Here is a 25,047-nt window from a genome sequence, read left to right as displayed (position 1 = left end):
AAGGAACTCAACCGTAAGGTAATTCGTTTCCGGATGCATTTATCACCAGAGGAGAGGGCATATGGACGTGAATGGCGTGGGCTGGATCGCAGCCATCATCATCGGCGGGCTGGCGGGCTGGCTTGCCGAGATGTTCATGAAAAGCAACATGGGCATCTTGATGAACATCGTTCTGGGCATCGTCGGCGCGATCGTGCTGAATGCCATCCTGCAGGCGCTCAACATCGGCGCCTTCGGCACCGGCTGGATCGCCTATCTGATCACCGGTTTCGTTGGCGCCTGCCTGCTGATCTTGGCAGGGCGCATGGTGCGTCGTTAGTTGCTGAACTCTTGCCATGCGAAAACGGCTGTGGCGGCATGCGTCGCCGCGGCCTTTTTCTTTGCAGCGAAAAGTCCTAGATGGAAAGCGAACGCCGGAAGCGATCGCGAATGAACTGGATTTCTGATGGTCACCGTCCTCGACACGATCGCCAATGCGCCGCGCCTGCGGCATCCTGAAAAGGCGCACAAGCCTGACCAGGATGTGCTGCGCAAGCCCGACTGGATCCGCGTCAAGGCGCCGATGTCGAAAGGCTATGGCGAGACGCGCGACATCGTGAAGTCGCACAGGCTGGTGACGGTGTGCGAAGAGGCCGGGTGCCCCAATATCGGTGAGTGCTGGGAGAAGAAGCACGCCACCTTCATGATCATGGGCGAGATCTGCACGCGCGCCTGCGCCTTCTGCAACGTCGCCACCGGCATTCCGACCGCGCTCGATCCCGATGAACCGGCGCGCATCGCCCACGCCGTCAAGCAAATGGGTCTAACCCATGTCGTCATCACCTCAGTCGACCGCGACGATCTCGCCGATGGCGGCGCTCAGCACTTTGCCGAGGTCATCCGCGCCATCAGGGCGGCAACGCCTTCGACGACGATCGAAATCCTGACGCCCGACTTCCTGCGCAAGGACGGCGCGCTGGAGATCGTGGTGGCGGCCAAGCCTGATGTGTTCAACCACAATCTGGAGACCGTTCCGTCGAACTATCTGACGGTCCGGCCGGGCGCCCGCTATTTCCATTCGATCAGGCTGCTGCAGCGGGTCAAGGAACTCGATCCCTCGATCTTCACCAAATCCGGCATCATGGTTGGCCTTGGCGAGGAGCGGAACGAGATCCTGCAATTGATGGACGATCTGCGTTCGGCCAATGTCGACTTCATGACAATCGGTCAGTATCTGCAGCCATCGAAAAAGCACCATCCGGTGATCCGTTTCGTCACGCCGGAGGAATTCAAGTCCTTCGAGACAATCGGCAAGACCAAGGGCTTCCTGCTGGTGGCATCGAGCCCGCTGACGCGTTCGTCGCATCACGCCGGCGACGATTTCGCCAAGCTGCGCGCGGCACGGGAAGCGTTTCTCAAGAAGTCCGCCTAACACACTGGTTTCATGCCACAATTCGAAGCCCATCGCCGCGTTGCGCATACGCCGGAACAGATGTTCGCTCTGGTCGCCGATGTCGAATCCTATCCGCAATTCCTGCCGCTTTGCGAGGCGCTGACGGTTCGCTCGCGCAAGGAACGCGACGGACGCACCCTCCTCGTCGCCGACATGAGCATTGGCTACAAGGCGATCCGCGAGACTTTCACCACGCAGGTGCTGCTAAAGCCTGACGAGAAGGCCATCGACGTCAAATATATCGACGGTCCGTTCAAATATCTGAGCAATGCCTGGCGTTTCGAGCCGGCCGACGGCGGCTGCAATGTCTGCTTCTTCATCGACTACGAATTCAAGAGTCGTATTCTGGGTGCGGTGATGGGAGCGATGTTCGATCGCGCCTTCCGCATGTTTTCCGAGGCGTTCGAGAAGCGCGCCGACGTCATCTATGGCGCAGCGCCGGCAGCCTGATCCGCAGCGAGCGCGCGCAAGCCCAGTTCAAGCGCGTGTCTGACGGTCTCCCGGCGGATGAACTTGCGGCCTTTGTCGGCAAACAACTGGCATTCGCTGACGACCGGCCGGCCGGTCAAGGCGATACCGAACCAGACCAGGCCGACGGGCTTTTCCGTCGAGCCGCCGCCCGGACCGGCAATGCCGGTGACGGCAAGAGTTAGCCCGGCGCGCGAATGGTCCAAGGCGCCGGCCGCCATCTCGACCGCCGTTTCCCGTGAGACCGCGCCGTGCGCCTCGAGCGTGGCGGCGGAAACGCCGAGCATCTCAGTCTTGGCCTCGTTGGAATAGGTGATGAAACCCCGGTCGACCACTGTCGAAGAGCCGGCGATGTCGGTCAAGGCGGCGATGATCATGCCGCCGGTGCAGCTCTCGGCCGTCGCCAGCATGATGCCGCGCTGTTGGCAGGCTTGAAGCAGAGCATCTGCGAGATCGCTGTTGCTCATTCGGGGACATCACCTGGAAACACGACGCTGGCGGTGGCGATGGCGGCTATGCCTTCCTCGCGTCCAACAAAGCCGAGCTTTTCGTTGGTTGTCGCCTTGATCGAGATGCGGTCCCGGGAAATCGCCAGCATTGCCGAAAGGATTTCGGTCATCGCTTCGCGATGTGGGCCGACGCGCGGCGCCTCGCAGATCAGCGTGATGTCGGCATTGGCGATGCGCCCGCCGCGCGCGCGTACCAGTTCTGCCGCATGTTCGACGAAGATCCGCGAGGCCACGCCTTTCCACTGCGGGTCCGACGGCGGGAAATGCGTGCCGATGTCGCCGGCACCGCAAGTGGCGAGCAGCGCGTCGGTCAAGGCGTGCAGGCCGACATCGGCGTCCGAATGGCCGGACAGTTTCTTGTCGTGCGGGATCGAGACGCCGCACAGGACGACATGGTCGCCGGGCTCGAAGGCATGGACGTCGTAGCCATTGCCGGTGCGGATGTCCGGAAAACGCGGCCGTTCGCCGGAAAGCCGCTGATCCGCCATCGAGATATCCCTTGCCCAGGTGAGTTTGACATTGTCCGGCGAGCCCGGGACGATTTTCACTGGAATATGTGCCCATTCGGCAATCGCGGCATCGTCGGTGAAGTCCGCCTTGCCCAGATGATGGGCCTTTTCATGGGCGGCCAGGATCGGCCAGAACGGGAAGCCCTGCGGCGTCTGCGCGGCATGAAGCCCGTTCCTGGAAACCGTCTCGCCGATCATGCCCGCGGCCGACTCGCGTTTCAGCGTATCGGCGACGGGCAGGGCAGGCAGCGCTGCCTGGCGCTCGCCGATGGCGGCGATCGTGCGGTCTATCAATTCCGCGTCGACGAACGGGCGGACGGCGTCATGGACCAGAACCCGGCGCGGTGCATGGCCTCTCAGCGCAAGCAATCCGAGCCGGACGGAGTCCTGTCTGGACGCGCCGCCGGTCACCGTGACCACCCGGTCGGCGTTGGCGCCAGCGGCGCTGCGAAAAAGCCCGCTGTCGTCGGCATGAATGGCGACGACGACAGGACCGATTTTCGTATGCGCCAAAAACACGTCCAATGTGCGCGCGATGACGGCACGGCCGCCGATCCTTTGGTATTGCTTCGGCCCGTCGGCCTGACCGGCGCGCGCGCCGCGGCCGGCGGCGACGATAACGACGGCAACCTTGTCGTCCGCAGCCAAAGCCTGCTTTTCGCTTGCGTCTGTCATGCCGAGACGCTTAGCGCATCATCCCAAAAAGTGGAATCGCTTTTCGGAAGAGATCATGCGCAGATGCAAAGTGCCAATGGCGTCCCCTACACGCACCGCACTTTGGCTAGTGCCAGCATTTTCCCAAATGCGCCTTAATGCGACGTCATTGCGCGTTGCACATTGCCGCCATTCTGGCTAGTGAATGTGCAGCTATTAAAAATGCTTGGTTTTTGTGCATGCTTGACCTGACCAAATTGGCATCTCCGCTGGATGTGGGTCGTGTGAGAATCCGCAATCGCGCTTTTCTCGCGCCCATGTCGGGCATAACAGATGAGCCGTTCCGGCAGCGTGCCTATGCGCATGGCGCCGGGTTGGTGGTGTCGGAGATGGTGGCGAGCGGCGAACTTGCCAGGGGCAGAGCCGGTTGCGACCTGCGCATCCGCCATTCCGGGCTGCCGGTGCACATGGTCCAGCTTGCCGGCCGTGAGGCGGTGCATATGGCAGAGGGCGCCCGTATAGCCGCGGGCGAGGGCGCCGACATCATCGACATCAACATGGGCTGCCCGGCCAAGAAGGTGACGGGCGGCTATGCCGGTGCGGCGCTGATGCGCGATCTCGATCACGCTTTGTCGCTGATCGAGGCGGTGGTCGGCGCCGTCGAGGTGCCGGTCACGGTCAAGATGCGGCTCGGCTGGGACGAAAGCGCGCTCAATGCGCCTGTTCTGGCGCGCCGCGCCGAGCAGGCGGGGGTTCAGATGGTGACGGTGCATGGCCGCACGCGCTGCCAGTTCTACCAGGGCAAGGCCGACTGGCGCGCCATCGCACGCATAAAGCAGGCTGTTTCGATCCCGGTCGTTGCCAATGGCGATGTCGGCTCGCCGGCGGAGGCAGCAATGATCCTCGACCAGTCGGGCGCCGACGCGGTGATGATCGGCCGCGCGCACTACGGCGTGCCATGGACGGCAGGCAGCATCGCGGCAGGCGCGGCAAAAGAGGCGACGCCCGGTGTGCCGGAAAGCCCGCAAGCGCTGGCCGACTACGTCGTTGCCCACTACCAGGACATGCTGTCGCTCTACGGCATCGAAAGCGGCGTGCGCCAGGCGCGCAAGCATCTTGGCTGGTATCTCGACCACCACGCCGCTGGCGTCGTTGATGAGCAGCGAAAGGCCATCCTTACCTGCTTCGAACCCGTCCGCGTCATCGCCGCGTTGCGTGAGGTGTTTTCAAGCGCTGCCGAGGCGATGAACCTGCGGAGCGCAGCATGAATGCCACCGTTGCACAGAACATGGACATGGCGGACGCCGCACACATCGTGCTCAACACCATCCGCCGCCCGGTGATCATGCTCGATGCGGAAGGGTTCATCACCTTCGCCAACGCCGATGCCGAGGATTTCTTCCGCTCGAGCGCGACCATGCTCGCCCGCAACACATTACCCAAGCTCATTCCATTCGGCAGTCCGTTGCTGACGCTTGTCGACCAGGTGCGCGAGCGCCGGGCACCCGTCAACGAATACAGGGTCGACGTATCATCGCCGCGCCTCGGCATCGAGAAGGTCGTCGATCTCTATGTCGCGCCGGTGTCGGAATTCCCGGGCTCCGTCGTGGTGATGTTCCAGGAACGGTCGATGGCCGACAAGATCGACCGGCAGATGACGCACCGCGGTGCGGCACGCTCGGTGACCGGCCTTGCCGCGATGCTTGCCCACGAGATCAAGAACCCGCTATCCGGCATCCGGGGCGCCGCCCAACTGCTCGAATTGTCGGCTTCCGACGAGGATCGCGCGCTGACCCGGCTGATCACCGACGAGACCGACCGCATCGTCTCGCTCGTCGATCGCATGGAGGTGTTTTCCGACGAGCGGCCCGTCGATCGCTATCCGGTCAACATCCATGTCGTGCTCGACCACGTGAAGGCGATTGCCAAGAACGGTTTTGCCAAACGGATCAAGATATTGGAGGATTATGATCCATCATTGCCTCCGGTTTTCGCCAACCGCGACCAGCTCATCCAGGTGTTCCTCAACCTGGTCAAGAATGCGGCCGAGGCCATTGGCGGCGATCCGCAAGGCGAGATCACCCTGTCGACCGCGTTCCGGCCGGGCATCCGTGTTTCCGTTCCGGGATCGCAGGGCCGCGTGTCGCTGCCGCTGGAATTCTGCGTGCGCGACAACGGTTCTGGCGTCTCCGAAGATATCCTGCCGATCCTGTTCGACCCCTTCATCACCACCAAGCCGAACGGGTCGGGGCTTGGTCTGGCGCTGGTCGCGAAAATCGTCGGCGAGCATGGCGGCATCATCGAATGCGATTCGACGCCGCGCGCAACCACCTTCCGCATCCTGATGCCAGCCTGGAAAGAAACGCCGTTCGGCACAGACGACGATGGCGAAGGAGACCGCAAATGACGGTTCGCGGCAATATTCTCGTCGCCGACGACGATGCGGCCATCCGCACCGTCCTCAATCAGGCGCTTTCGCGCGTCGGCCATGAGGTGCGCGTGACGTCCAACGCCTCGACGCTGTGGCGCTGGGTGGCGGCGGGCGAGGGCGATCTCGTCATCACCGACGTGGTTATGCCCGACGAAAACGCCTTCGACATGCTGCCGCGCATCAAGAAGGCGCGGCCGGAACTGCCCGTCATCGTCATGAGCGCCCAGAACACGTTCATGACCGCGATTCGCGCCTCCGAAACCGGCGCCTACGAATATCTGCCGAAACCGTTCGACCTGACCGAGCTACTCAACATCGTCAACCGGGCGCTTTCCGAGCCCCGACGGCCGAAGATCGATGCGCGGGCGGACGAGCCGCCGGAAACCATGCCGCTGGTTGGCCGCTCGGCCGCCATGCAGGATATCTACCGCATGCTGGCGCGCATGATGCAGACCGACCTGACGGTGATGATTTCAGGCGAATCGGGCACCGGCAAGGAACTGGTGGCGCGCGCGCTGCACGAGTATGGCCGCCGCCGCGGCGGCCCCTTCGTTGCGATCAACATGGCTGCGATCCCGCGCGACCTGATCGAATCGGAACTGTTCGGGCACGAGAAAGGCGCCTTCACCGGCGCGCAGAACCGCTCCACCGGCCGTTTCGAGCAGGCCGAAGGCGGCACGCTCTTCCTTGACGAGATCGGCGACATGCCGATGGAGGCGCAGACCCGCCTGCTGCGTGTCCTGCAGCAGGGCGAATACACCACTGTCGGCGGCCGCACGCCGATCAAGACCGACGTGCGCATCGTCGCCGCCACCAACAAGGATCTGCGCACGCTGATCAATCAAGGGCTTTTCCGCGAGGATCTGTTCTACCGCCTGAATGTCGTGCCGCTGAGGCTGCCGGCGCTGCGCGAGCGGTCCGAGGACGTTCCGGATCTCGTCCGGCACTTCTTCAAGCTTGGCGCCAGCGAAGGCCTGCAGACCAAGCGCATTTCCACGGGCGGCATCGAGCTGATGAAGCGCTATCCGTGGCCGGGCAACGTGCGCGAGCTCGAAAATCTTGTCCGCAGACTTGCCGCGCTCTATTCGCAGGACGAGATTTCTGCCGAAGTCATCGAGGCAGAACTGAAGACCGGCGAGAGGCCGGTCGTTCCCGGCGGCGGCAACCTCATTCCCGACGATCTGTCCATCGGCCAGGCGGTGGAACATTTCCTGCAGCGCTATTTCGCGTCGTTCGCCGGCGACTTGCCGCCCGCCGGCCTCTATCAGCGTATCCTTTCCGAGGTCGAATATCCGCTGGTGCTTGCTTCGATGACGGCAACCCGCGGCAACCAGATCAAGGCTGCGGAGCTCCTCGGGCTCAACCGCAACACCCTGCGCAAGAAGATTCGCGAACTCGGCGTCAACGTCTACAAATCGACCAGGCAAGCTTAAGCGCCGTTTTCTTTCAACAAATCGATCCCGAATTTCGGGCCGGTGTGACAGAGCGAAGCCTTTTCCGGGGGATCGAGCGCCGAAACAGTTCCGTCCAGGCCACACTTGTTGCATAATCGCCACAATGCGTTGCATACATCCGACGCAATCACTGGCTCTAGACGGCGACATGGCTCCACGGGCAACGAGACTGAGCGAAACGCTTTTCAGCGAACCCCGCACAAGTGACGGGCGCCGGCTGCTTGCGCTGCCGGGCGTGGTGGCAATTGCCGGTGCGCTGGTTACGGCGGCGATCTCCTTCGCCATCCTCGTCGGTGCCACGCCGATCACGCCGGACGAGAGCACAACGCTGGCGCTAATCGCCGTCAATGCGGCGTTCATCCTGTTCCTGATCGCGCTGGTTGGCCGCGAAGTACATCGTATCGTGATGGCGCGCCGGCGCGGCAAGGCGGCGTCGCGGCTGCATGTGCGGATCGTCGCGATGTTCGCGCTGGTCGCCGCGATTCCCGCCATCATGGTGGCGATCATCGCCTCGATCACGCTCGATATCGGTCTTGATCGCTGGTTCGAAATCCGCACCAAGACGATCGTCAATTCGTCGCTGTCGATAGCCGATGCCTATGTGCAGGAGAACGCGCGCAACCTCCAGGGAACGACCCTGTCGATGGCTTACGATCTCGACGCCTCCCGCACGCTCTACGGCCTCGATCGAACCGGCTTCCTCGATCTGATGAACAAGGAAGCCGTTGGACGCTCGCTGGCCCATGCCGCACTGATCAGGTCCGACGGTTCGTTCGTCATGAGCGCCAAGACCGACGCCGATTTTGCCATGCCGGAGCCGCCGGAAGGCGCCATGAGCGGTGCCGCTGACGGCAGGCCGGTGCTGATCGAGCCGAAGACGCGCAACATCATGGGCGCCATCGTCAAACTGCGCGAGATCGAAGGGCTCTATCTCTACACCATCCGGCTCGTCGATCCCGAGGTGATCAAGGCGCGGCAGATTGTCAGGTCCAACAGCGACGAATATCGCGGCCTCGAAGACAGTCGCCGCACCTCGCAGGTGGCCTTTGCACTTCCCTATTTGTCGCTGACGCTGATCATCATCCTGTCCGCCATCTGGACCGGCATCGCCGTGGCCGACCGCCTGGTGCGGCCGATCCGCCAGCTCATCGGCGCGGCCGACGAGGTCGCGACCGGCAATCTCGACGTTGCCGTGCCGGTTCGGCCCTCCGACGGCGACGTCGCCTCGCTCGGCGACACCTTCAACAAGATGCTGCTGGAACTGAAATCGCAGCGTAACGAGATTCTGTCCGCCAAGGATTTGATCGACGAGCGGCGGCGTTTTTCGGAAGCCGTGCTTGCCGGTGTCACCGCCGGCGTTATCGGCGTCGATCCGTATGGCATCGTCACCATCGTCAACCGCTCGGCCGAAACGATGCTGGCCATATCCGCCACCGCCGCACTCGGGCAAAACCTCTCCGCCGTGCTGCCGCATGTCGGCCGCGTCTTCGAGATCGGCCGCAAGTCGGGCAAGCCTGTCCATCGCGAACAGGTGACCTTCTATCGCGCCGGTGCGGAGCGCACCTTCAACTTGCAGATCACGGTCGAGGCCGGCGACGACGGTTCGGAGGAGAAATCCTATGTCGTGACGGTGGACGACATCACCGATCTGGTCCAGGCGCAGCGTTCCTCGGCCTGGGCGGATGTGGCGCGGCGCATCGCCCACGAGATCAAGAACCCGCTGACGCCGATCCAGCTTTCGGCCGAGCGCATCAAGCGCCGCTACAGCAAGGTCATCACCGAAGACCGCGAGGTTTTCGATCAGTGCACCGATACGATCATCAGGCAAGTGGAGGACATCGGCCGCATGGTCGACGAGTTCTCCGCTTTCGCACGCATGCCCAAGCCCGAAATGAAGGCCCTCGATTTGCGCGAATCGTTGCGCGAAGCCTCGTTCCTCGTCGAGGTGAGCCGCTCCGATATCACCTTCGAGCGCGTATTCGGCAACGAACCGCTCAAAGGCACGTTCGACAGCCGCCTGATGGCGCAGGCCTTTGGCAACGTCATCAAGAACGCAGCCGAGGCGATTGACGGACTTGATCAAAAGGACCGCTCGCACGGCATAATCCGGATTCAAGCCGGGCGCCAGGATGGTACGATTCGCATCGATGTCATCGACAACGGCAAGGGCTTGCCGCGCGAGAACCGCCAGCGATTGCTCGAGCCTTACATGACGACACGCGAGAAGGGCACCGGGCTCGGCCTCGCTATCGTCAAGAAGATAGTGGAGGACCATGGCGGCCGGCTCGAATTGAATGACGCGCCGGCGGATTTCCACGACGGGCGAGGCGCGATGATCAGCATCATCCTGCCGCTCGCCGCCACCGTGCCGTCGCGCGGCGAAGGCAGGACGGAACCCGAAAGAGAAACTGAAAAGGTCGGTAATGGCGTCTGACATTCTCATCGTCGATGACGAGGAAGACATCCGCGAGCTTGTCGCCGGTATCCTGAGCGACGAAGGTCACGAAACCCGCACGGCATTCGATGCCGACAGCGCCTTGGCGGCGATCGCCGACCGGGCGCCGAGGCTGATTTTCCTCGACATCTGGCTGCAAGGCTCGCGCCTGGACGGGCTGGCGCTGCTGGACGAGATCAAGACGATGCATCCGAGCCTGCCGGTGGTGATGATCTCGGGCCACGGCAACATCGAGACCGCGGTCTCGGCAATCCGCCGCGGCGCCTATGACTTCATCGAAAAACCGTTCAAGGCCGACAGGCTGATCCTCATCGCCGAACGTGCGATTGAAACCTCGAAGCTGAGACGCGAGGTTTCGGATCTCAAGCTGCGCAGCGGCGAGACCTTCGACCTGATCGGCATGTCGTCGGCGATGAGTCAGTTGCGCCAGACCATCGAGCGCGTCGCGCCGACCAACAGCCGCGTCATGATCATCGGCCCCTCCGGCTCGGGCAAGGAACTCGCGGCGCGCGCCATCCACACGCTGTCGGCGCGCAAGGGCGCCCCGTTTGTCACGCTGAGCGCCGCCAACATCACGCCCGAACGCATGGAGGTCGAGCTGTTCGGCACCGAATCAAACGGTGTCGAACGCAAGGTCGGCGCGCTTGAGGAAGCCCATCGCGGCATTCTCTACATCGACGAAGTGGCCGACATGCCGCGCGAAACGCAAAACAAGATCTTGCGCGTGCTGGTCGAGCAGCAGTTCGAGCGGGTAGGGGGCACCAAACGGGTCAAGGTCGATGTCCGCATCATTTCGTCGACGTCGCAGAACCTGGAGGCGATGATCGCCGGCGGTCGTTTCCGCGAGGATCTCTATCACCGCCTGGCGGTGGTTCCGGTCATGGTGCCGGGATTGGCCGAGCGGCGTGAGGACATCCCCTATCTTGTCGACAATTTCATGAAGCAGATCGCCCGCCAGGCCGGCATCCGGCCGCGGCGCATCGGCGACGACGCGCTGGCGGTGCTGCAGGCGCACAACTGGCCAGGTAACGTTCGCCAGTTGCGCAACAACGTCGAGCGGCTGATGATCCTGGCGCGCGGCGACGATATCGACGCACCGATCACCGCCGATCTCTTGCCTGCCGAGATCGGCGATGTCATGCCGCGCACGCCAAACCAATCCGATCAGCACATCATGGCACTGCCGTTGCGTGAAGCGCGCGAACAGTTCGAGAAGGACTATCTGATCGCCCAGATCAACCGTTTTGGCGGCAACATCTCGAAGACGGCCGAGTTCATCGGCATGGAGCGCTCGGCGCTTCACCGGAAGCTGAAGTCGCTGGGCGTCTGACAGCCAATCCGGTCGTGGCCTACGCAATTATCGGTTACGGCGGCGGCGGAATCGCATAAGAAACGCTGCCGCACGTCTTTCGGGACGCGCAACGGACGCTGTAGCATTTTGTTTTTTGCGCATGGTCTTCCCCGAAAAATGGATTCCGATTTTCGGGGGCCATGCGCTGACTTCTTCAGGGGTGACCCATGCCGCGCATTGCCTATGTGAACGGGCGCTATGTCGCTCACGCCGACGCTTTCGTGCATATCGAGGACCGTGGCTATCAGTTCGCCGACGGTGTCTACGAGGTCTGCGAGGTGGCGCGCGGCTTCATCGTCGATATGCCTCGCCATCTCGGACGGCTGAACCGCTCGCTGACCGAATTGTCGATCGACTGGCCGGTCACGCCGGGCGTGTTGCCGATTATCCTGCGCGAGGTGGTCCGCCGCAACCATGTCGCCGATGGCCTGGTCTATCTTCAGGTGACGCGCGGCGTCGCCAGCCGTGATTTTGTTTTCCCGGCGGGCACGAAGCCGTCGCTGGTGGTTACCGCCAGGAAAGCCGACCCCGCTGCTGCCACCAGGAGGGCCGAAAGCGGAATCAAGGTCATCACCGTGCCGGAGAACCGTTGGGACCGGGTCGACATCAAGTCGGTCGGCCTGCTGCCAAACGTGCTCGCCAAGCAGAAGGCCAAGGAAGCCGGCGCCCAGGAAGCCTGGTTCATCGATGCCGACGGCACCGTCAAGGAAGGTGGGTCGTCGAACGCCTGGATCGTCACCAGGGACGGCGTGCTGGTGACGCGTCCGGCCGAGCACGGCATCCTGCGCGGCATCACCCGCACCACGCTGTTCGAAGTGGCCGCCAAGCTCGGCCTGACGATCGAGGAGCGGGGCTTTTCGGTCGCCGAAGCCAAGGCCGCGCGCGAGGTTTTCATCAGCTCCGCGACCACAATCGCCATGCCGATCGTGGCGATCGACGGTGCTCCGGTCGCCAACGGCCATCCGGGCTCGATAACACTTTCCTTGCGGCACGCCTTTTTTGACGTTGCGGAAAAAAGTCCAGCCTGATAACCGCACAGGTGGAATGAACATCAATATATCTCGTTCTGCTTGTCGTTATTGACGGCAAGACGGTGTTTGCGCGCTTGACATGTGCCAGTTAATTTGGCGCATTGGCCTGCAAACCGAAGGGGATCGGCGAAAGACAAGAACAATGGCGGAACGATCGCAAAATCTTCAGGACCTGTTCCTGAATTCAGTTCGCAAAAGCAAAAACCCACTCACCATCTTCCTCATCAACGGCGTGAAGCTGACCGGTGTGGTCACTTCCTTCGACAATTTCTGTGTTCTGCTGCGTCGAGACGGCCACTCCCAGCTCGTCTACAAGCACGCCATTTCCACGATCATGCCGAGCCAGCCGGTTCAGATGTTCGATGGCGAGGAAAGCCAGGGCGCCTGATTGGCACGTAAGAAAGACGCGGATCGCAGCGTTCGCGAAAAACCAGCATATCAGCCGGGGGCGGAGGCCGAAGGCCCGACCCGCGCCGTGGTCATCGTGCCGGTGCTTACCCGCCAGCCGCGCGGCGACGAAGACACCAATCGCCCGCGCCTGACGCGTTCTGCCGAGGCCCGCCACGACGAGGCGGTCGGCCTTGCCCAAGCCATAAACCTCGACCCGATCCATACCGCTGTTGTGACCGTCAACGATCCCCGGCCTGCAACCCTGCTCGGCAGCGGCAAGGTCGCGGAGTTCGCCGAGATCGTCAAAGAGGGCCGTGCCGAACTGGTCATTGTCGACCATCCGCTGACGCCGGTGCAGCAGCGCAACCTGGAGAAGGAATTGAACGCCAAGGTGCTGGATCGCACCGGCCTGATCCTGGAAATTTTCGGCGAGCGTGCGCGGACCAAGGAAGGCACGCTGCAGGTCGATCTGGCGCACCTGAACTATCAGAAGGGCCGGCTGGTGCGAAGCTGGACTCACCTCGAGCGCCAACGCGGCGGTGCCGGTTTCCTCGGCGGCCCTGGCGAAACGCAGATCGAGTCGGACCGCCGTGTCCTACAGGACAAGATCAACAAGCTCAAGCACGAGCTGGAAACAGTGCGACGCACCCGTGACCTGCACCGCGCCAAGCGCAAGAAGGTGCCGTTCCCGGTCGTGGCCATTGTCGGCTATACCAACGCCGGCAAGTCGACGCTGTTCAACAGGCTGACCGGAGCTGGGGTGCTGGCCGAGGACATGCTGTTCGCCACGCTCGACCCGACACTGCGTCGGGTGCGGCTGCCGCACGGCACGCCGGTCATCCTTTCGGACACCGTCGGTTTCATTTCGGACCTGCCGACGCATCTGATCGCCGCCTTCCGGGCAACGCTCGAAGAGGTGGTCGAGGCCGATCTCGTCATCCATTTGCGCGATATTTCGGATCCCGACACGGCCGCCCAGGCCGAGGATGTCGAGCGCATCCTCGCCGATCTCGGCGTCGATGCCGGCGACGGCAGGCGCGTCATCGAAGTGTGGAACAAGATCGACCGGCTCGATGAGGGCAACCGGGAGCGGTTGCTCGCCGACGGGATCGACGGCAGCAAGGCACCGCCGATTGCCATATCGGCCGCCACCGGCGAGGGCATCGATGTGCTGAAGGCGATCATCGAGACACGAGTTTCAGGCGAACTGGAAACGCAGACCGTCACGCTCAAGCCTGACCAGCTTGGGTTCGTCGACTGGCTCTACCGCAATGGCGACGTGGTCTCGCGCACCGACAATGAAGATGGCGGTATAACCGTGTCGCTCAAAGCGACACGAAGCGCACACGAAGATATAGAAACCAGATTGCACCGTAAAAACAACGGGTAATTTCTGTTACTTCGCGCTTTTAGCTTGCTGCCAAAGCGCCTCCATCTCGTCGAGCGTCGCCTTTTCCAGGGTGTTTCCGGACCTTTCCAGCGCGTGCTCGACATAGTGGAACCGCGAGCGGAATTTCTCGTTGGTGCCGCTGAGCGCCGCTTCGGAATCAACCTTGAGATGACGCCCGAGATTGACGACGGCAAATAGCATGTCGCCGAACTCTTCCTTGATCGAAGCCGTATCGCCCTTGGCAAGGGCCTGGCGCAACTCGCCGATCTCTTCCTCGATCTTGTCGAGGATCGGCGTGGCCTCGCTCCAGTCGAAGCCGACGCGGGCCGCTTTTTCCTGCAGCTTGAGCGCCCGCGTCAAAGCCGGCAGGGCGACCGGTACGCTGTCCAGAAAACCCTTGCCATGATCCTCCGGATCGTGCCCGCGGGCGAGGCGGGCATTTCGCTTTTCGGCTTTTTCCTCGGCCTTGATCTTCTCCCACATGCCCTTGGCCATGCCGGCGCTGCGCGCCTCATCGTCGCCGAAGACATGCGGATGGCGGCGGATCATTTTTGTGGTGATGGCCTGGACCACGTCGCCAAAGGCGAATTCACCGGCCTCCTCGGCCATCTGCGCATGGTAGACGACCTGCAGCAGAAGGTCGCCGAGCTCGTCGCGCAGATCGTCCAGGTCGCCACGCGCGATGGCGTCCGCCACCTCGTAGGCTTCCTCGATCGTGTAGGGCGCGATGCTCGAGAAATCCTGCTCGACGTCCCACGGGCAGCCGGTTTCCGGCGCCCGCAGCGCCGCCATGATCTCGATCAGCCGGGAAATGTCTTTCGAGGGTTTCATCGGTCGCATGCTAGCCTGCGTCCAACGGTGTAGCCAACGCCGTCGGCAGGCGAGGGGCGATTGTCCACAGCGCTGCTGCTCAAAACCTCAGTCGAGCACAGAGACGATCGCCTTGGCGAGCGCGTCCATGCCGTCCTCCGGCAGGCCGGCGACATTGATGCGGCTGTCGCCGACCATATAGACGCCGTGCTCGGCGCGCAGCCGCTCGACCTGCGCTTCGGACAGGCCAAGCCGGGAAAACATGCCGCGATGGCTGGCGACGAAATCGAAGCGATCGGAATTGGACTGCCGCCGCAGCGCTTCGGCGAACTGCACCCGAAGCCGCAGCATGCGCAGGCGCATCTCCTCGAGCTCCGCTTCCCAGTCGGCGCGCAGCGTGGCGTCTTCAAGCACGATGCGCACCGCGGCCGCGCCGTGGTCCGGCGGCATCGAGTACATGGCGCGCGCCGCCGACAGCATCTGGCTCATTGCGACATCCGCCTGCGCGCTGTCTTTTGCCAGGATCATCGCCGCGCCGACGCGGTCACGATACACGGCAAAGTTCTTCGAGCAGCTCGAGGCAACGACCATTTCCGGGACTTTTGCTGCCAGCAGGCGCAAGCCGGCGGCGTCAGCGTCAAGGCCCTCGCCAAACCCCTGATAGGCAATGTCGACAAAGGGCAGCAGGCCGCGCTCGACGACGAGCTCTGCTATTTCAGCCCACTGCGCGATGTCCAGATTGGCGCCTGTCGGATTGTGGCAGCAACCATGCAGCAGCACCACGTCGCCGTTCCTGGCGGTCGCCAGCGCGCTCATCATGTCGGCGGAGCGAACAGCACCTGAGGCTGCGTCGAAATAGGGATATTCGCGTATCTGCAGGCCGGCGGCGCGCATCACCGGCATGTGGTTCGGCCAGGTCGGGTCCGACAGCCAGATCGTCGCGTCGGATCGCGTCCTCTTGAGCAACTCGGCCACCAGCCGCAGCGCGCCCGAGCCGCCGGGCGCCTGCGCCGCACGGATGCGCGTTAGCTCGGCCGCAGGGCCAAAAACCAGCCTCGCCATCGCCGTGTTGAAGCCGGTATCGCCCGCAAGCCCGAGATAGGTCTTGGTGTCCTGGCTCTGCAGCAATCGTCTTTCGGCTTCGCGCATGGCGCGCATCACCGGCGTCTTGCTATCGCGATCCTTGTAGACGCCAACGCCGAGGTCGACCTTGCCGGGGCGGGGATCGGCACGATAGAGGCCGATCAAGGCGAGGATCTTGTCGGCTGGGGCAGGCTGGAGGTTTTCGAACATCGGCGCGGCTCCGTTGGCGGCGGAGTGATACGCAAATCGGCTGTGCTGCGCCAGCGGTTTTCAGTTGCGCCAGGCTGAAAACCGCCAACCGGGAGACTGGACACAGGAATCCAAAGCGTGGCCTGGAGGCGAGGCTCGCACCGGCGAAAGGTCTGGATCGCACGGCGCGTCGCGCCGTTCTATCATGCCGGTTTGAGAGCAGCAGACGGCAAAGCGGCTCCAGATTGCCGCTTCTTGCCGCCCCAACCGATCCGCGGCAACCATTCGAGGTAGTAGGCGAACCCGAACTGCAGCGCGATGCCTGTCGAGATCAGGATCGCGTCGTAGAGCAGGCCGCCCGGGCTGACGACCTTCATGACCTGCGCGATCATGGCGAGGATCGTTCCGGCGATGAAGACCGGCAGCGAATGCTTGCCGAGAACCGCGAGCGGGTGTCCGGGCCTCGTCTTCGCCAGGTTGGAAAGCGCCGGGATTGCCACGATCAGATAGGCGATCGCCAGAATGTGCATGAGGCGCGACAGCGACAGGAACGTCTTGTCGAAGCCAGTCAGCACGGTAGGCAGGCCGGAGGCCGTCTCGATGCCCCAAAGCGGCAGCCGCACCCAAATCAGCGCGCCGACCAGATACAGGACGGCCGCACTCGCCATCATCCAATTGAAGCGGATTTCGCCGCCGCGCTTGATATGCAGCATGCCGGCGATGCCGATGACGAAAAGAAACTGCCAGGAGAGCGGGTTCAGGAACCAGAAGCCGTCGCCAGGAAAATTCGAAGGCGCGATCTGGAAAATGCCGGCGATGAGCCAGAGGAAAGCGGACGCAGCGAGCATCAGGCGCAGGCTGAAAGTGCCGATCCACAGGAAAAGAGGCATCATCAGAAGTACGACGGCATACATGGAAAGAATGTTGTTATAGCCGATCTGATGCCCGAGCGCCGCGATGCCGAGCAGCGCTTCCGGCGTGTCCTCGATGATCATCTGGATGTTGATCAGCTTCAAAAGATCGGGCCGCGAGAAATGCAATGCAGCCGCCGAGAAGATCGCCAGCGTCGCGACAGTGGTCATGACGTGGGTGACATAGAGGACACCGGCACGCCGCCAGGCCTTCAGGGTGATGAGCAACCGATTCCCCGGCTGGAACTTCAGTCCGTAGGCGAGCCCAACGGCAATCCCCGAAATCAGCACGAAGGCTTCGGCCGAATCGGAAAAGCCGAAATTCTTGTGCGTGACATACTCGAAGATCGTCCCCGGCACGTGGTTGACGAAGATCGTCAGCAGCGCCAGCGCGCGGAAGACATCGATGCGGGTATCCCGCTGGGCTGGCACATTGCCTGTCATGTCGGGGCTTGTCATGTCGGGTCGATAATTCGTTGAACAAAAGCGGGCCCAAAGGGCCGTCGGCGAAGGAAGATTCGGCGGTGAATGTTTCCTGCCTATAACTCGCAAGTGCCCCGAAAAAGATGACACTTTCGCGATTTTTCGCGTCACAAATTAATTCAGGGATAAACATCGAAATCCCCGGTGGCGCTAAAACCGCGCGGCGAATTGAGGCGGCTGCGGGGAGGGCCGCTCGTTCCCGGACAAGGAAGCCGTACGCGCACTGGTGGCGTTGTACCGGCTGTGCCTGACATCCCGGATCGCAAAAAACTCAAAAAACTCAAAGAGCGGGATTAAAAGCCTGCCATGCTCCGTAAACAGGACGTGAGAGGGTCGATGCCACGCTTCGATATCGTAGGACAGCTTGGTTCTCTGCGGCGCTACGCGCGTTCGCTGACGCGCGACGGCGCAGAAGCAGAGGATCTGGTGCATGACGCGCTGGTGCGTGCCTATGAGCGGCGCGGCACCTTTCGATCCGGCGGAAACCTGCGCGCATGGCTGCTGTCGATCGTCCACAATGCTTTCATTGACGGCCTGCGGTCCCGCAAATCCGAAGCGGCGCGCGTCGAGCAGGCCGGGTATCTTGCCGACGCCAGCATGCAGGCACCCCAGGAGCATTCCGTCCGCCTGGCACAGGTGCGCGAAGCTTTTTTCAAATTGCCGGATGAGCAGCGTTCGGCGCTGCATCTCGTCGCCATCGAGGGACTTACCTACAGCCAGGCGGCCGAGGCCAGCGGCGTGCCGCTGGGAACGCTGATGTCGCGCATCGGCAGGGCGCGCGCAGCGCTCCGCGAGATGGAGGACAAATTGCCGGCACATGCGAAAAGCCACCTCAAGATCGTGGGAGGCCCGTGATGTCCATGATGAGCGAACTGCGCGACCCGGTGACCGATGCCGACCTCGACGCCTATGTCGACGACCAGCTGGACGTTGCCCGCCGCATTGAGGTCGAGGCGTTTCTGTCCGCCCGTCCGGAGGCTGCCGCCCGCGTGATGTCCGACCTCAGGACGCGCGACGAACTGCGCCTGGCGCTTGCCGGATGCAAGGGCATGGCGCGGCCGGCGACGGCTGATGCGGCACGGCGGCTGGAACGGGGACTGGCTCGAGGGCGCGCCTTGCGCACGTTGCAGCGGGCTGCGGCGGTCGCAGTCCTGCTGGCTGCGGGCTGGTTGGCCAACGGGATCGTCGGGCCGATATCGGTGACGAAAGTCGTCGCCTCGACCCAGCCGCCCGTCTATCTGGAAGAGGCGATCCGGGCACACAGGACGACGATCATACGCGAGGCGATGTCATCCCAGCCCGAAGCGCCGGATTACGATGCGGACGAAATCCGCGCCGCCACGGCGATCGTTATGCCGTCGCTGCCGAAGGACTGGAAAGTCCGTGACGTCCAGATCTATCCATCGCAGTTCGGCCCGAGCGTCGAGATGGCTGTCGAAACAACAGACCTGGGACTGGTCTCGCTGTTCGCGATCAGGCCCGGAACGTTCGACGTCGTCCAGCCGACCGTCGCCCCGTCGGGCGAAATTTCCTCGGCCTATTTCCAGATCGGCGAAGTTGCTTACGCAGTCGTCGCCAGAAGCGGTGTCCGCGATCTCGATCGCACCGCAGAAACGCTCGCCAACACGCTTTACTGACCTTCACAAAGGAGAAGCCGCATGAACACCCCCAATCTAGGTTACCGCACCGGCGTCGGAGCCCAAACCGGCGCCGTCTATGACGAGGGCCTGCGCCAGCACATGCTGCGCGTCTACAACTACATGGGAATTGGCCTCGTCGTTACCGGCGTGATCGCCTTCGTCGTGGCTTCGACGCCAGCCCTCTACGTGCCGATCTTTTCCACTCCGTTGAAGTGGGTGGTGATGCTGGCGCCGCTCGCCTTCGTGCTGTTGTTCTCGTTCCGGATACAGACGATGTCCGCAGCCGGCGCTCAGGCGATGTTCTGGGCATTCTGTGCGGTCATGGGCCTGTCGCTGGCCTCCGTGTTCCTGGTGTTCACCGGGACCAGCATCGCGCGCACCTTCTTCATCGCCGCCACCATGTTCGGCGCGACCAGCCTTTACGGCTACACGACCAAACGCGACCTGACCCAGTTCTCGTCCTTCCTGATCATGGGTCTGATCGGCGTGGTGATCGCCAGCATCGTCAACATCTTCCTCGGCTCGACCGCGCTCCAGTTCGCCATCTCGGTGATCGGCATCGCCGTGTTCATCGGCCTCACCGCCTGGGATACCCAGACGATCAAGGAGCAGTTTGCTGAAAACTTCGGTGCGGAATCGCAGCAGAAGCTCGCCGTCTTCGGTGCATTCTCGCTCTATCTGAATTTTATCAACATCTTCCAGCTGCTGTTGAACTTCACCGGCGAGCGCGAATAGCCGCGTCAAATCCATGCATGTCGCGGCAGCGGTTTTGGAGCAGCGACATGCGTGAACAGAGACTTGAGGCGCTTCGCGAAAATCTCTCGCAACGCGGCGCGCCTGGATATCGGAGTTGCTTCCCATGGACAGGAACGATCAGCAGGCGATCGGCACTCTTTTCGAGAAACTTGCCAAGGTCGAGCGGCAGACGCCGCCACGCGACGCCGAAGCGGAACGCTTTATCAACGATCAGATTGCCCGGCAGCCCGGCGCGCCATACTACATGGCGCAGACGATCATTGTTCAGGAACAGGTGCTGAACGCGGCGCAGTCCCGCATCGAAGACCTGGAGCAACAGGCACAGCAGTCTGCCGGCGGCGGATTGCTTGGCGGGCTCTTCGGCGGCGGCGCTCGGGTTCGGTCCCGCGGTCGGGCGCACCGCTGCCGCTGCGCCGCAGGAGCCGCTTTCTGGCAATGATCAACAAAGGGCAGGCGGCGGTTTCCTCGCCGGAGCCGCGCAGACTGCAATGGGCGTGGCCGGCGGCGTGCCTCTCGGCAACGCCATCACCGGCATGTTTGGCGGAAGCCAAGCGCAGGCAACCGAGCCGGCGGCGTCACAGGCAGAGGAGGGCGGTTCCGACCAGGCAGACGATGCCGGCTCCGATGGCGGTGGCGATTTCGGCGATATTGACTTCTGACAAGGAGCGGCAAGCGCGCAGGGCGGTCTGAGCAGGAATTCCCGGCGTTGGTTTTGAGTGTCTGGCAACGACAACGCGAAGGGCAGGGTGCGGCCCTAAGCCGCCAGGTCATCAACCTAAAAGTAAATGATGTAGTGCATTCACAGCGGCAGGGCGATGACGACTTGGGATATACGATGGGTGATTTGCTCCAATTTCTCGGTGACATGCTGGGTAACTTGATATCGGGCAATCGTTCGAAGTCGAAATTTATGCGATGGTTGGAACGCGCCGTCATTGCAATTGTAGTGGGCCTGATCCCGCTTGTGCTTTATCGGATGTACTCGTGATGATGACCGCAGTCGGTGCCTTTCAGACGTTCATTAGATTGCGCGAGATTGCGCGAGAGGTTTAAGGATCTCAGAAGCAGTCGCTATTTTGGCTATCTAGCCGTTCATGTAATGCAGGGAGGCGCGCGTGCTCTGCGTCGTAAGAGCCGACGCATTCTTCGGCCAGGACCACCCGGAAATCCCGTTGATAGGCGTCCACCGCAGCCATGCGGATGCAGGCGTGCGTATTGACGCCGCATAACACCAATTCACCGACGCCCAATTCCGCCAGTAGCTCGTCAAGCCCGGCAAACGCATTACCTCAGGGGGCGTCGCTTTCGTGGCAACAATTTCATTTAGGCTTGACAGAGGGCGATCGCTCTTCTATCAACCGACTAGTAGGTAGGTTAGAGAGTCAAAGTTCATGCTGGCGGGACAATCCGATTGAACACCTGGAACGAAAGACTGGGCGCGCTGGTCAAGCGGGTCGGCGGATTGGCAAAAGCGACCCCGCCGGTTACGAGCGCCGTCCATAAGGTGGAGGCCCCACGCGAGAGAGGGGCCTATGTCTATTCCTCCCGCGCGCTCGAAGCCTATGAGCAGCTTTGATCGAGCGATCGGCTGGCTGCGCGCCGACCGGTAAGGTGAAGCAATTGGAACGGCGGGCGCCAAGAGGCGAGGCGGATGGAAAGACCATGGCAATCGGAACACGTGATGCACTGATAAAGACCGCGGAGGGTCTGATACGGACCAAAGGGTATGCGGCCTTCAGTTATGCGGATCTGGCCAAAACGGTGGGCATCAGCAAGCCGACCATCCACCATCATTTCCCCGCCAAGGAGGATCTCGGGACCGCCATCGTCGAAGCCTATATTGATCGGGTCCGGCGTGACTTCGATCGGATCGAGGCCGAGAACGGTGGCGTCATCGCACGTCTCGAAGCCTTCTTTACAATGTTCCGGAAGAGCACCGAGAGCGGGTTTTTGCCCTTGTGTGGTGCGCTGGCCGCGGAAATGTCGGCGCTCCCGGCTGGGCTGCAAAAGATGACCAAACGCTTCTTCGATATTCAGCTCAAGTGGCTGAGCGGGATCATCGAGCAGGGAATAGGCCGCGGCGAAATTCCGCTCGGGTGCGGCGCCAGGCAGAAGGCCTTCATGCTGTTAAGTTTGCTGGAGGGTTCCAGCTTCATCGACTGGGCAACCAAAGACGGCGATGTCATCGACGACGGCATCATCCGCCTCATCATCGAAGGCACCTGAGAACGGGCAGGCGGTCGGGCCCCGGGCGTTCGGTGAACCGTGGCGGCATCCATTTCCCTTGAGAGCCAACCAACTAGTCGGGTTGGAGCGGCAACGACAAAGTCTGTGGTGACCATAAAGGAAAGACGGTCTTGAAAACAGTTAACGTGCAGGTTTGGGCGGACTTCGTATGTCCGTGGTGACGCGGCGATCGAGATGCCTGCGGCGATGGACATCGCAGACGGCGCTGCCTGCAGCGCCGACGGGTGCACCGGATAGTCGCCCGCACCGCCGGTCCGACCAGTTCCGGCCTTCACACATCTCGCGACCTAACAAGGCGCCTGGGGTCGATCTTCTTCCACCATCACTCCACATCCAGAAACAAGGACATCTCACATGACTGACAATCCCAATAGCATCGACCCCAATGGCATCGATGTTGCGGCCCTGCAGCAGTTCGCAATGGGGGTCGCCGAAGACTCGTCGAAGCGCAGCGCGCGGTTCAACGTCAAGACGAAGTGGGCCGGCCAGACCCGCTCCGTCGCGACCGTCAGCCACTATTCGCTGGGCGGTTTGGAGCATCAGCGCAACTTCGAGATCGCCGCGGACGAGCCGACCGAACTGCTCGGCCAGAATTCGGCGCCCAATCCCCAGGAGCTGCTGATGGCGGCGCTTAATGCCTGCCTGACCGTCGGTTACGTCGTCAATGCCGCGGCGATGGGCATCACCGTACACAGCCTCGAGATCGAGACCGATGGCGAACTCGACCTTCGCGGTTTCCTCGGGCTCGATGAGAGCGTCAATCCCGGCTACGACGAGGTCAGCTACGTCGTTCGCCTGACGACCGACGCCCCGCGCGACCGGCTGGAAGAACTTCACGCCGTCGTCACCAGGACATCGGTCAACCTGGCGAACTTCTCAAAGGCGATCCGGATGGTCTCGAAGCTGGAGATCGTCGAGGCCTAGGTCCCTCGAACCCAACCTTCCTGTCGACACCGGGCGCCCGCAACTACCATGAGCAGCTATTCACCTCCTGCGGCCTGTCGGGCGCCACCCTTGCCAATCGCGTCGTCATTGGCCGTCCAATGTCGGCCGGCCCTCCCAACATGATGGCGGCAATGCCGTCGCTCGCAGTCCTGTTGATACTGGCGCACCCATGACCTTCGACTTCGACCGCATCATTCCACGCACCGCGACCAACGCCGTGGCCGAGGACGGTTTCGAGAACTATCTGTTCGGCGGCGACGCCGATTTGAAGTTGCCAGTCCCTCGATCTGAATTGATCTCGATGTGGGTTGCGGACATGCAGTTCGCCGCGCCGCAAGCTGCCCTCGATGCAATGACGGAACGGCTGGCGCACCCGATCTTCGGGTACACGATGAACATGGGCGGCGAACTCTACGACGCGTTCCATGCCTGGTGCGTCGAGCGATACGACTGGCGCTTCGAACGCGAGGCCTTGCAGGTGTCGCTGGGCGTTATCCCGGCGCTCTATGCGCTTGCGGAGTATCTTTGCGCGCCAGGGGACAAAATTCTGACCCTGACGCCCGCCTATGGCTATTTCCAGCGCGCAGCCGTTCAGACCGGCCATGAACTGGTGTCATCCGCGCTCGTCTTGAAGGATGGGCTTTATGAAATCGACTTCGTCGATTTCGAGGCGAAGGTGAAGGACCCGTCTGTCACGCTGTTCTTCCTGTGCCACCCACACAATCCAACCGGCCGTGCCTGGACGGAGCACGAACTGCGCCGTGTGGGCGAATTCTGCTTCGCCAATGGCGTTCGTGTGGTGTCGGACGAAATTCACGCCGATTTGTTGCGTCGGGGCAAACGGCACCTCCCGCTGGCGAAGCTGTTTCCGGACAGCAAGGACATCGTCACCTGTATGGCGGTCAGCAAGACGTTCAACCTCGCTGGACTGATGCTCGCGACCATCATCATCCCGGATCCGTCGCTTCGCGCGCAGTGGCGCGAGCGGCACTATCCGTTCGTCAATCCGATCAGCCTTGCCGCGGCGGTCGCGGTTTACACCGAGGGAGGTGCGTGGCTGGACGCGCTACGCACCTATCTCGACGAAAACTTTCGGATGGTTGCGGCCTTCCTTGGCCAACATCTGCAACAAGCCCGCTTCAAGATCCCCGATGCGACCTATCTCGCCTGGGTCGACTTGTCGGCCTATTTCCCACGGCCGATCAACCTGACGCGCTTCTTCCTGGAAAAAGCAGGCGTCGTACTGGAAGGCGGTGAGATGTTCGTGTCGAACGGTGGCTGCCATGTTCGCCTCAACATCGCATGCCCACGGCCAGTGCTGTCGAGCGCCCTCATGCATATACATAAGGCGCTTGCGGGGCGAGGGACCCAACCAATCAACGCGGATGCAAGGCCGCTGCGGTAACCCCGAAGATCGCTTCGGCGGAAGTTTCGGTTTTTGCCGACAGAGCGGAAGGCACCGGCCTGTTCGGCTGGGGGCCTTGTGCTCGGCCTCAGTCGCCGCATGCATGGTGGTCGGGATGTCGCCGGCGTCGATGCAGCAGACCGCTTGCCGTGCCGGGATAGGTGCTGCCGTGACCGGCTCCGAAGATCACCGCACGGGCGTGTGGCCATTGGCGAGACGATCGGGGAAGCCGAGAAAGGGATGCGAGGCGGTCATTTTGATGGTCTTGAGGATTTCGGTGCTGTAGGGGACGAAATCCTACGCTAAGCCGATCGACGCAAAAATCAGAGAGGCTTTCCGTCGGTTCACGCTGAGAATTCCACCCATCAGAAAGTCGCATAAGATAGATTATGGAACTGATGTGCGTTGTGATTGCGTTGCTTTTCGGCCCAACCGCAGTTCCTTATTTCCTTTGGAACCAGCGGAACTGCGGTTGATGGCGTTGCGCCTCCTGCGACGCACACA

The 25,047-nt window shown here is 62.2% G+C and carries 27 protein-coding genes; 21 read left to right on the top strand and 6 right to left on the bottom strand.

The window, feature by feature from the left end:
* Positions 1–61 precede the first annotated feature (61 nt).
* From X738_RS57870 to X738_RS57860, 3 genes are all read left to right on the top strand, one after another.
* Entirely contained in the window at positions 62–319 is a 258-nt protein-coding gene (locus X738_RS57870) for a GlsB/YeaQ/YmgE family stress response membrane protein (protein WP_023799232.1), read from the top strand.
* A gap of 126 nt (positions 320–445) precedes the next feature.
* Positions 446–1,411, top strand: a complete 966-nt coding sequence (lipA, locus tag X738_RS57865) for a lipoyl synthase (RefSeq protein WP_023799230.1) — start codon at positions 446–448, stop codon at positions 1,409–1,411.
* Positions 1,412–1,423: 12 nt separating this feature from the next.
* Positions 1,424–1,882, top strand: a complete 459-nt coding sequence (locus X738_RS57860) for a type II toxin-antitoxin system RatA family toxin (protein WP_023799229.1) — start codon at positions 1,424–1,426, stop codon at positions 1,880–1,882.
* On the opposite strand, the gene X738_RS57855 is transcribed toward X738_RS57860, so the two are convergent.
* The gene (locus X738_RS57855) at positions 1,858–2,367 is read right to left on the bottom strand and encodes a CinA family protein (RefSeq protein WP_023799228.1); all 510 of its coding nucleotides are present in this window, start codon (positions 2,365–2,367) and stop codon (positions 1,858–1,860) included. The genes X738_RS57860 and X738_RS57855 overlap by 25 nt on opposite strands.
* On the bottom strand, positions 2,364–3,593 hold the full coding sequence (locus X738_RS57850) for a bifunctional 2-C-methyl-D-erythritol 4-phosphate cytidylyltransferase/2-C-methyl-D-erythritol 2,4-cyclodiphosphate synthase (RefSeq protein ID WP_023799227.1): 1,230 nt from the start codon (positions 3,591–3,593) through the stop codon (positions 2,364–2,366). The genes X738_RS57855 and X738_RS57850 overlap by 4 nt, the downstream gene beginning before the upstream one ends.
* A gap of 218 nt (positions 3,594–3,811) precedes the next feature.
* Here X738_RS57850 and dusB point away from each other — a divergent pair, with 218 nt between their 5' ends.
* From dusB to hflX, 8 genes are all read left to right on the top strand, one after another.
* Entirely contained in the window at positions 3,812–4,840 is a 1,029-nt protein-coding gene (gene dusB, locus X738_RS57845) for a tRNA dihydrouridine synthase DusB (RefSeq protein WP_023799226.1), read from the top strand.
* Positions 4,837–5,979: a two-component system sensor histidine kinase NtrB gene (locus X738_RS57840; protein ID WP_023799225.1), complete on the top strand. Its 1,143-nt coding sequence runs from the start codon at positions 4,837–4,839 to the stop codon at positions 5,977–5,979. The genes dusB and X738_RS57840 overlap by 4 nt, the downstream gene beginning before the upstream one ends.
* Positions 5,976–7,436 (top strand): nitrogen regulation protein NR(I), encoded by a 1,461-nt coding sequence (ntrC, locus tag X738_RS57835; protein WP_023799224.1) that lies wholly within the window; start codon positions 5,976–5,978, stop codon positions 7,434–7,436. Before X738_RS57840 ends, ntrC begins: the two co-directional genes overlap by 4 nt.
* A gap of 124 nt (positions 7,437–7,560) precedes the next feature.
* Positions 7,561–9,891 (top strand): sensor histidine kinase NtrY-like, encoded by a 2,331-nt coding sequence (locus X738_RS57830; protein WP_373420413.1) that lies wholly within the window; start codon positions 7,561–7,563, stop codon positions 9,889–9,891.
* Positions 9,881–11,242 (top strand): nitrogen assimilation response regulator NtrX, encoded by a 1,362-nt coding sequence (ntrX, locus tag X738_RS57825; protein ID WP_023799222.1) that lies wholly within the window; start codon positions 9,881–9,883, stop codon positions 11,240–11,242. The genes X738_RS57830 and ntrX overlap by 11 nt, the downstream gene beginning before the upstream one ends.
* Positions 11,243–11,430: 188 nt before the next feature.
* On the top strand, positions 11,431–12,291 hold the full coding sequence (locus X738_RS57820; RefSeq protein WP_023799221.1) for a D-amino-acid transaminase: 861 nt from the start codon (positions 11,431–11,433) through the stop codon (positions 12,289–12,291).
* 145 nt (positions 12,292–12,436) lie between these two features.
* The gene (gene hfq, locus X738_RS57815; RefSeq protein ID WP_006202172.1) at positions 12,437–12,682 is read left to right on the top strand and encodes an RNA chaperone Hfq; all 246 of its coding nucleotides are present in this window, start codon (positions 12,437–12,439) and stop codon (positions 12,680–12,682) included.
* A complete protein-coding gene (hflX, locus tag X738_RS57810) occupies positions 12,683–14,074 on the top strand; it encodes a GTPase HflX (protein ID WP_023799220.1) in 1,392 nt (463 codons plus the stop codon).
* Positions 14,075–14,080: 6 nt separating this feature from the next.
* Here the strand turns inward: hflX and mazG are convergent, their stop codons facing one another.
* The 3 genes from mazG to X738_RS57800 form a co-directional block, all read right to left on the bottom strand.
* The gene (mazG, locus tag X738_RS0141610; RefSeq protein WP_031254926.1) at positions 14,081–14,905 is read right to left on the bottom strand and encodes a nucleoside triphosphate pyrophosphohydrolase; all 825 of its coding nucleotides are present in this window, start codon (positions 14,903–14,905) and stop codon (positions 14,081–14,083) included.
* A gap of 87 nt (positions 14,906–14,992) precedes the next feature.
* A complete protein-coding gene (locus tag X738_RS57805) occupies positions 14,993–16,177 on the bottom strand; it encodes an amino acid aminotransferase (RefSeq protein ID WP_023799219.1) in 1,185 nt (394 codons plus the stop codon).
* A 182-nt stretch (positions 16,178–16,359) separates the two neighbouring features.
* Positions 16,360–17,511 (bottom strand): OpgC family protein, encoded by a 1,152-nt coding sequence (locus X738_RS57800; protein ID WP_051407826.1) that lies wholly within the window; start codon positions 17,509–17,511, stop codon positions 16,360–16,362.
* Positions 17,512–17,886: 375 nt separating this feature from the next.
* Between X738_RS57800 and X738_RS57795 the strand changes: the two genes are divergently transcribed.
* From X738_RS57795 to X738_RS57775, 6 genes are all read left to right on the top strand, one after another.
* The gene (locus X738_RS57795; RefSeq protein WP_023799217.1) at positions 17,887–18,405 is read left to right on the top strand and encodes a sigma-70 family RNA polymerase sigma factor; all 519 of its coding nucleotides are present in this window, start codon (positions 17,887–17,889) and stop codon (positions 18,403–18,405) included.
* Between the two features lie 8 nt (positions 18,406–18,413).
* On the top strand, positions 18,414–19,187 hold the full coding sequence (locus tag X738_RS57790; RefSeq protein ID WP_023799216.1) for an anti-sigma factor family protein: 774 nt from the start codon (positions 18,414–18,416) through the stop codon (positions 19,185–19,187).
* 21 nt (positions 19,188–19,208) lie between these two features.
* A complete protein-coding gene (locus X738_RS57785; RefSeq protein ID WP_023799215.1) occupies positions 19,209–19,925 on the top strand; it encodes a Bax inhibitor-1/YccA family protein in 717 nt (238 codons plus the stop codon).
* A 124-nt stretch (positions 19,926–20,049) separates the two neighbouring features.
* The gene (locus tag X738_RS88355; RefSeq protein WP_280807954.1) at positions 20,050–20,385 is read left to right on the top strand and encodes a DUF2076 domain-containing protein; all 336 of its coding nucleotides are present in this window, start codon (positions 20,050–20,052) and stop codon (positions 20,383–20,385) included.
* Entirely contained in the window at positions 20,294–20,605 is a 312-nt protein-coding gene (locus tag X738_RS88350; protein ID WP_280807953.1) for a DUF2076 family protein, read from the top strand. Before X738_RS88355 ends, X738_RS88350 begins: the two co-directional genes overlap by 92 nt.
* 47 nt (positions 20,606–20,652) lie before the next feature.
* The gene (locus X738_RS57775; RefSeq protein ID WP_023799214.1) at positions 20,653–20,934 is read left to right on the top strand and encodes a hypothetical protein; all 282 of its coding nucleotides are present in this window, start codon (positions 20,653–20,655) and stop codon (positions 20,932–20,934) included.
* Between the two features lie 70 nt (positions 20,935–21,004).
* On the opposite strand, the gene X738_RS89055 is transcribed toward X738_RS57775, so the two are convergent.
* Positions 21,005–21,178: an isochorismatase family protein gene (locus X738_RS89055; RefSeq protein WP_353682583.1), complete on the bottom strand. Its 174-nt coding sequence runs from the start codon at positions 21,176–21,178 to the stop codon at positions 21,005–21,007.
* A gap of 179 nt (positions 21,179–21,357) precedes the next feature.
* Here X738_RS89055 and X738_RS86055 point away from each other — a divergent pair, with 179 nt between their 5' ends.
* The 4 genes from X738_RS86055 (at position 21,358) to X738_RS57760 (ending at position 24,543) form a co-directional block, all read left to right on the top strand.
* Positions 21,358–21,522, top strand: coding sequence for a hypothetical protein (locus X738_RS86055; RefSeq protein WP_023799213.1), 165 nt, complete (start codon positions 21,358–21,360; stop codon positions 21,520–21,522).
* On the top strand, positions 21,519–22,172 hold the full coding sequence (locus X738_RS57770) for a TetR/AcrR family transcriptional regulator (protein WP_198032817.1): 654 nt from the start codon (positions 21,519–21,521) through the stop codon (positions 22,170–22,172). The genes X738_RS86055 and X738_RS57770 overlap by 4 nt, the downstream gene beginning before the upstream one ends.
* A 375-nt stretch (positions 22,173–22,547) precedes the next feature.
* On the top strand, positions 22,548–23,117 hold the full coding sequence (locus X738_RS57765) for an OsmC family protein (RefSeq protein ID WP_031254923.1): 570 nt from the start codon (positions 22,548–22,550) through the stop codon (positions 23,115–23,117).
* Positions 23,118–23,307: 190 nt separating this feature from the next.
* Positions 23,308–24,543 carry a MalY/PatB family protein gene (locus X738_RS57760; RefSeq protein ID WP_023799210.1) on the top strand — a complete coding sequence of 412 codons (1,236 nt, stop codon included), beginning with the start codon at positions 23,308–23,310 and terminating at the stop codon, positions 24,541–24,543.
* Positions 24,544–25,047 lie beyond the last annotated feature (504 nt).

Origin of the sequence: Mesorhizobium sp. L48C026A00 (assembly GCF_000502375.1) — a bacterium.
Lineage (GTDB): Bacteria > Pseudomonadota > Alphaproteobacteria > Rhizobiales > Rhizobiaceae > Mesorhizobium > Mesorhizobium muleiense.
This window is presented reverse-complemented; position numbering and strand designations above follow the sequence as displayed.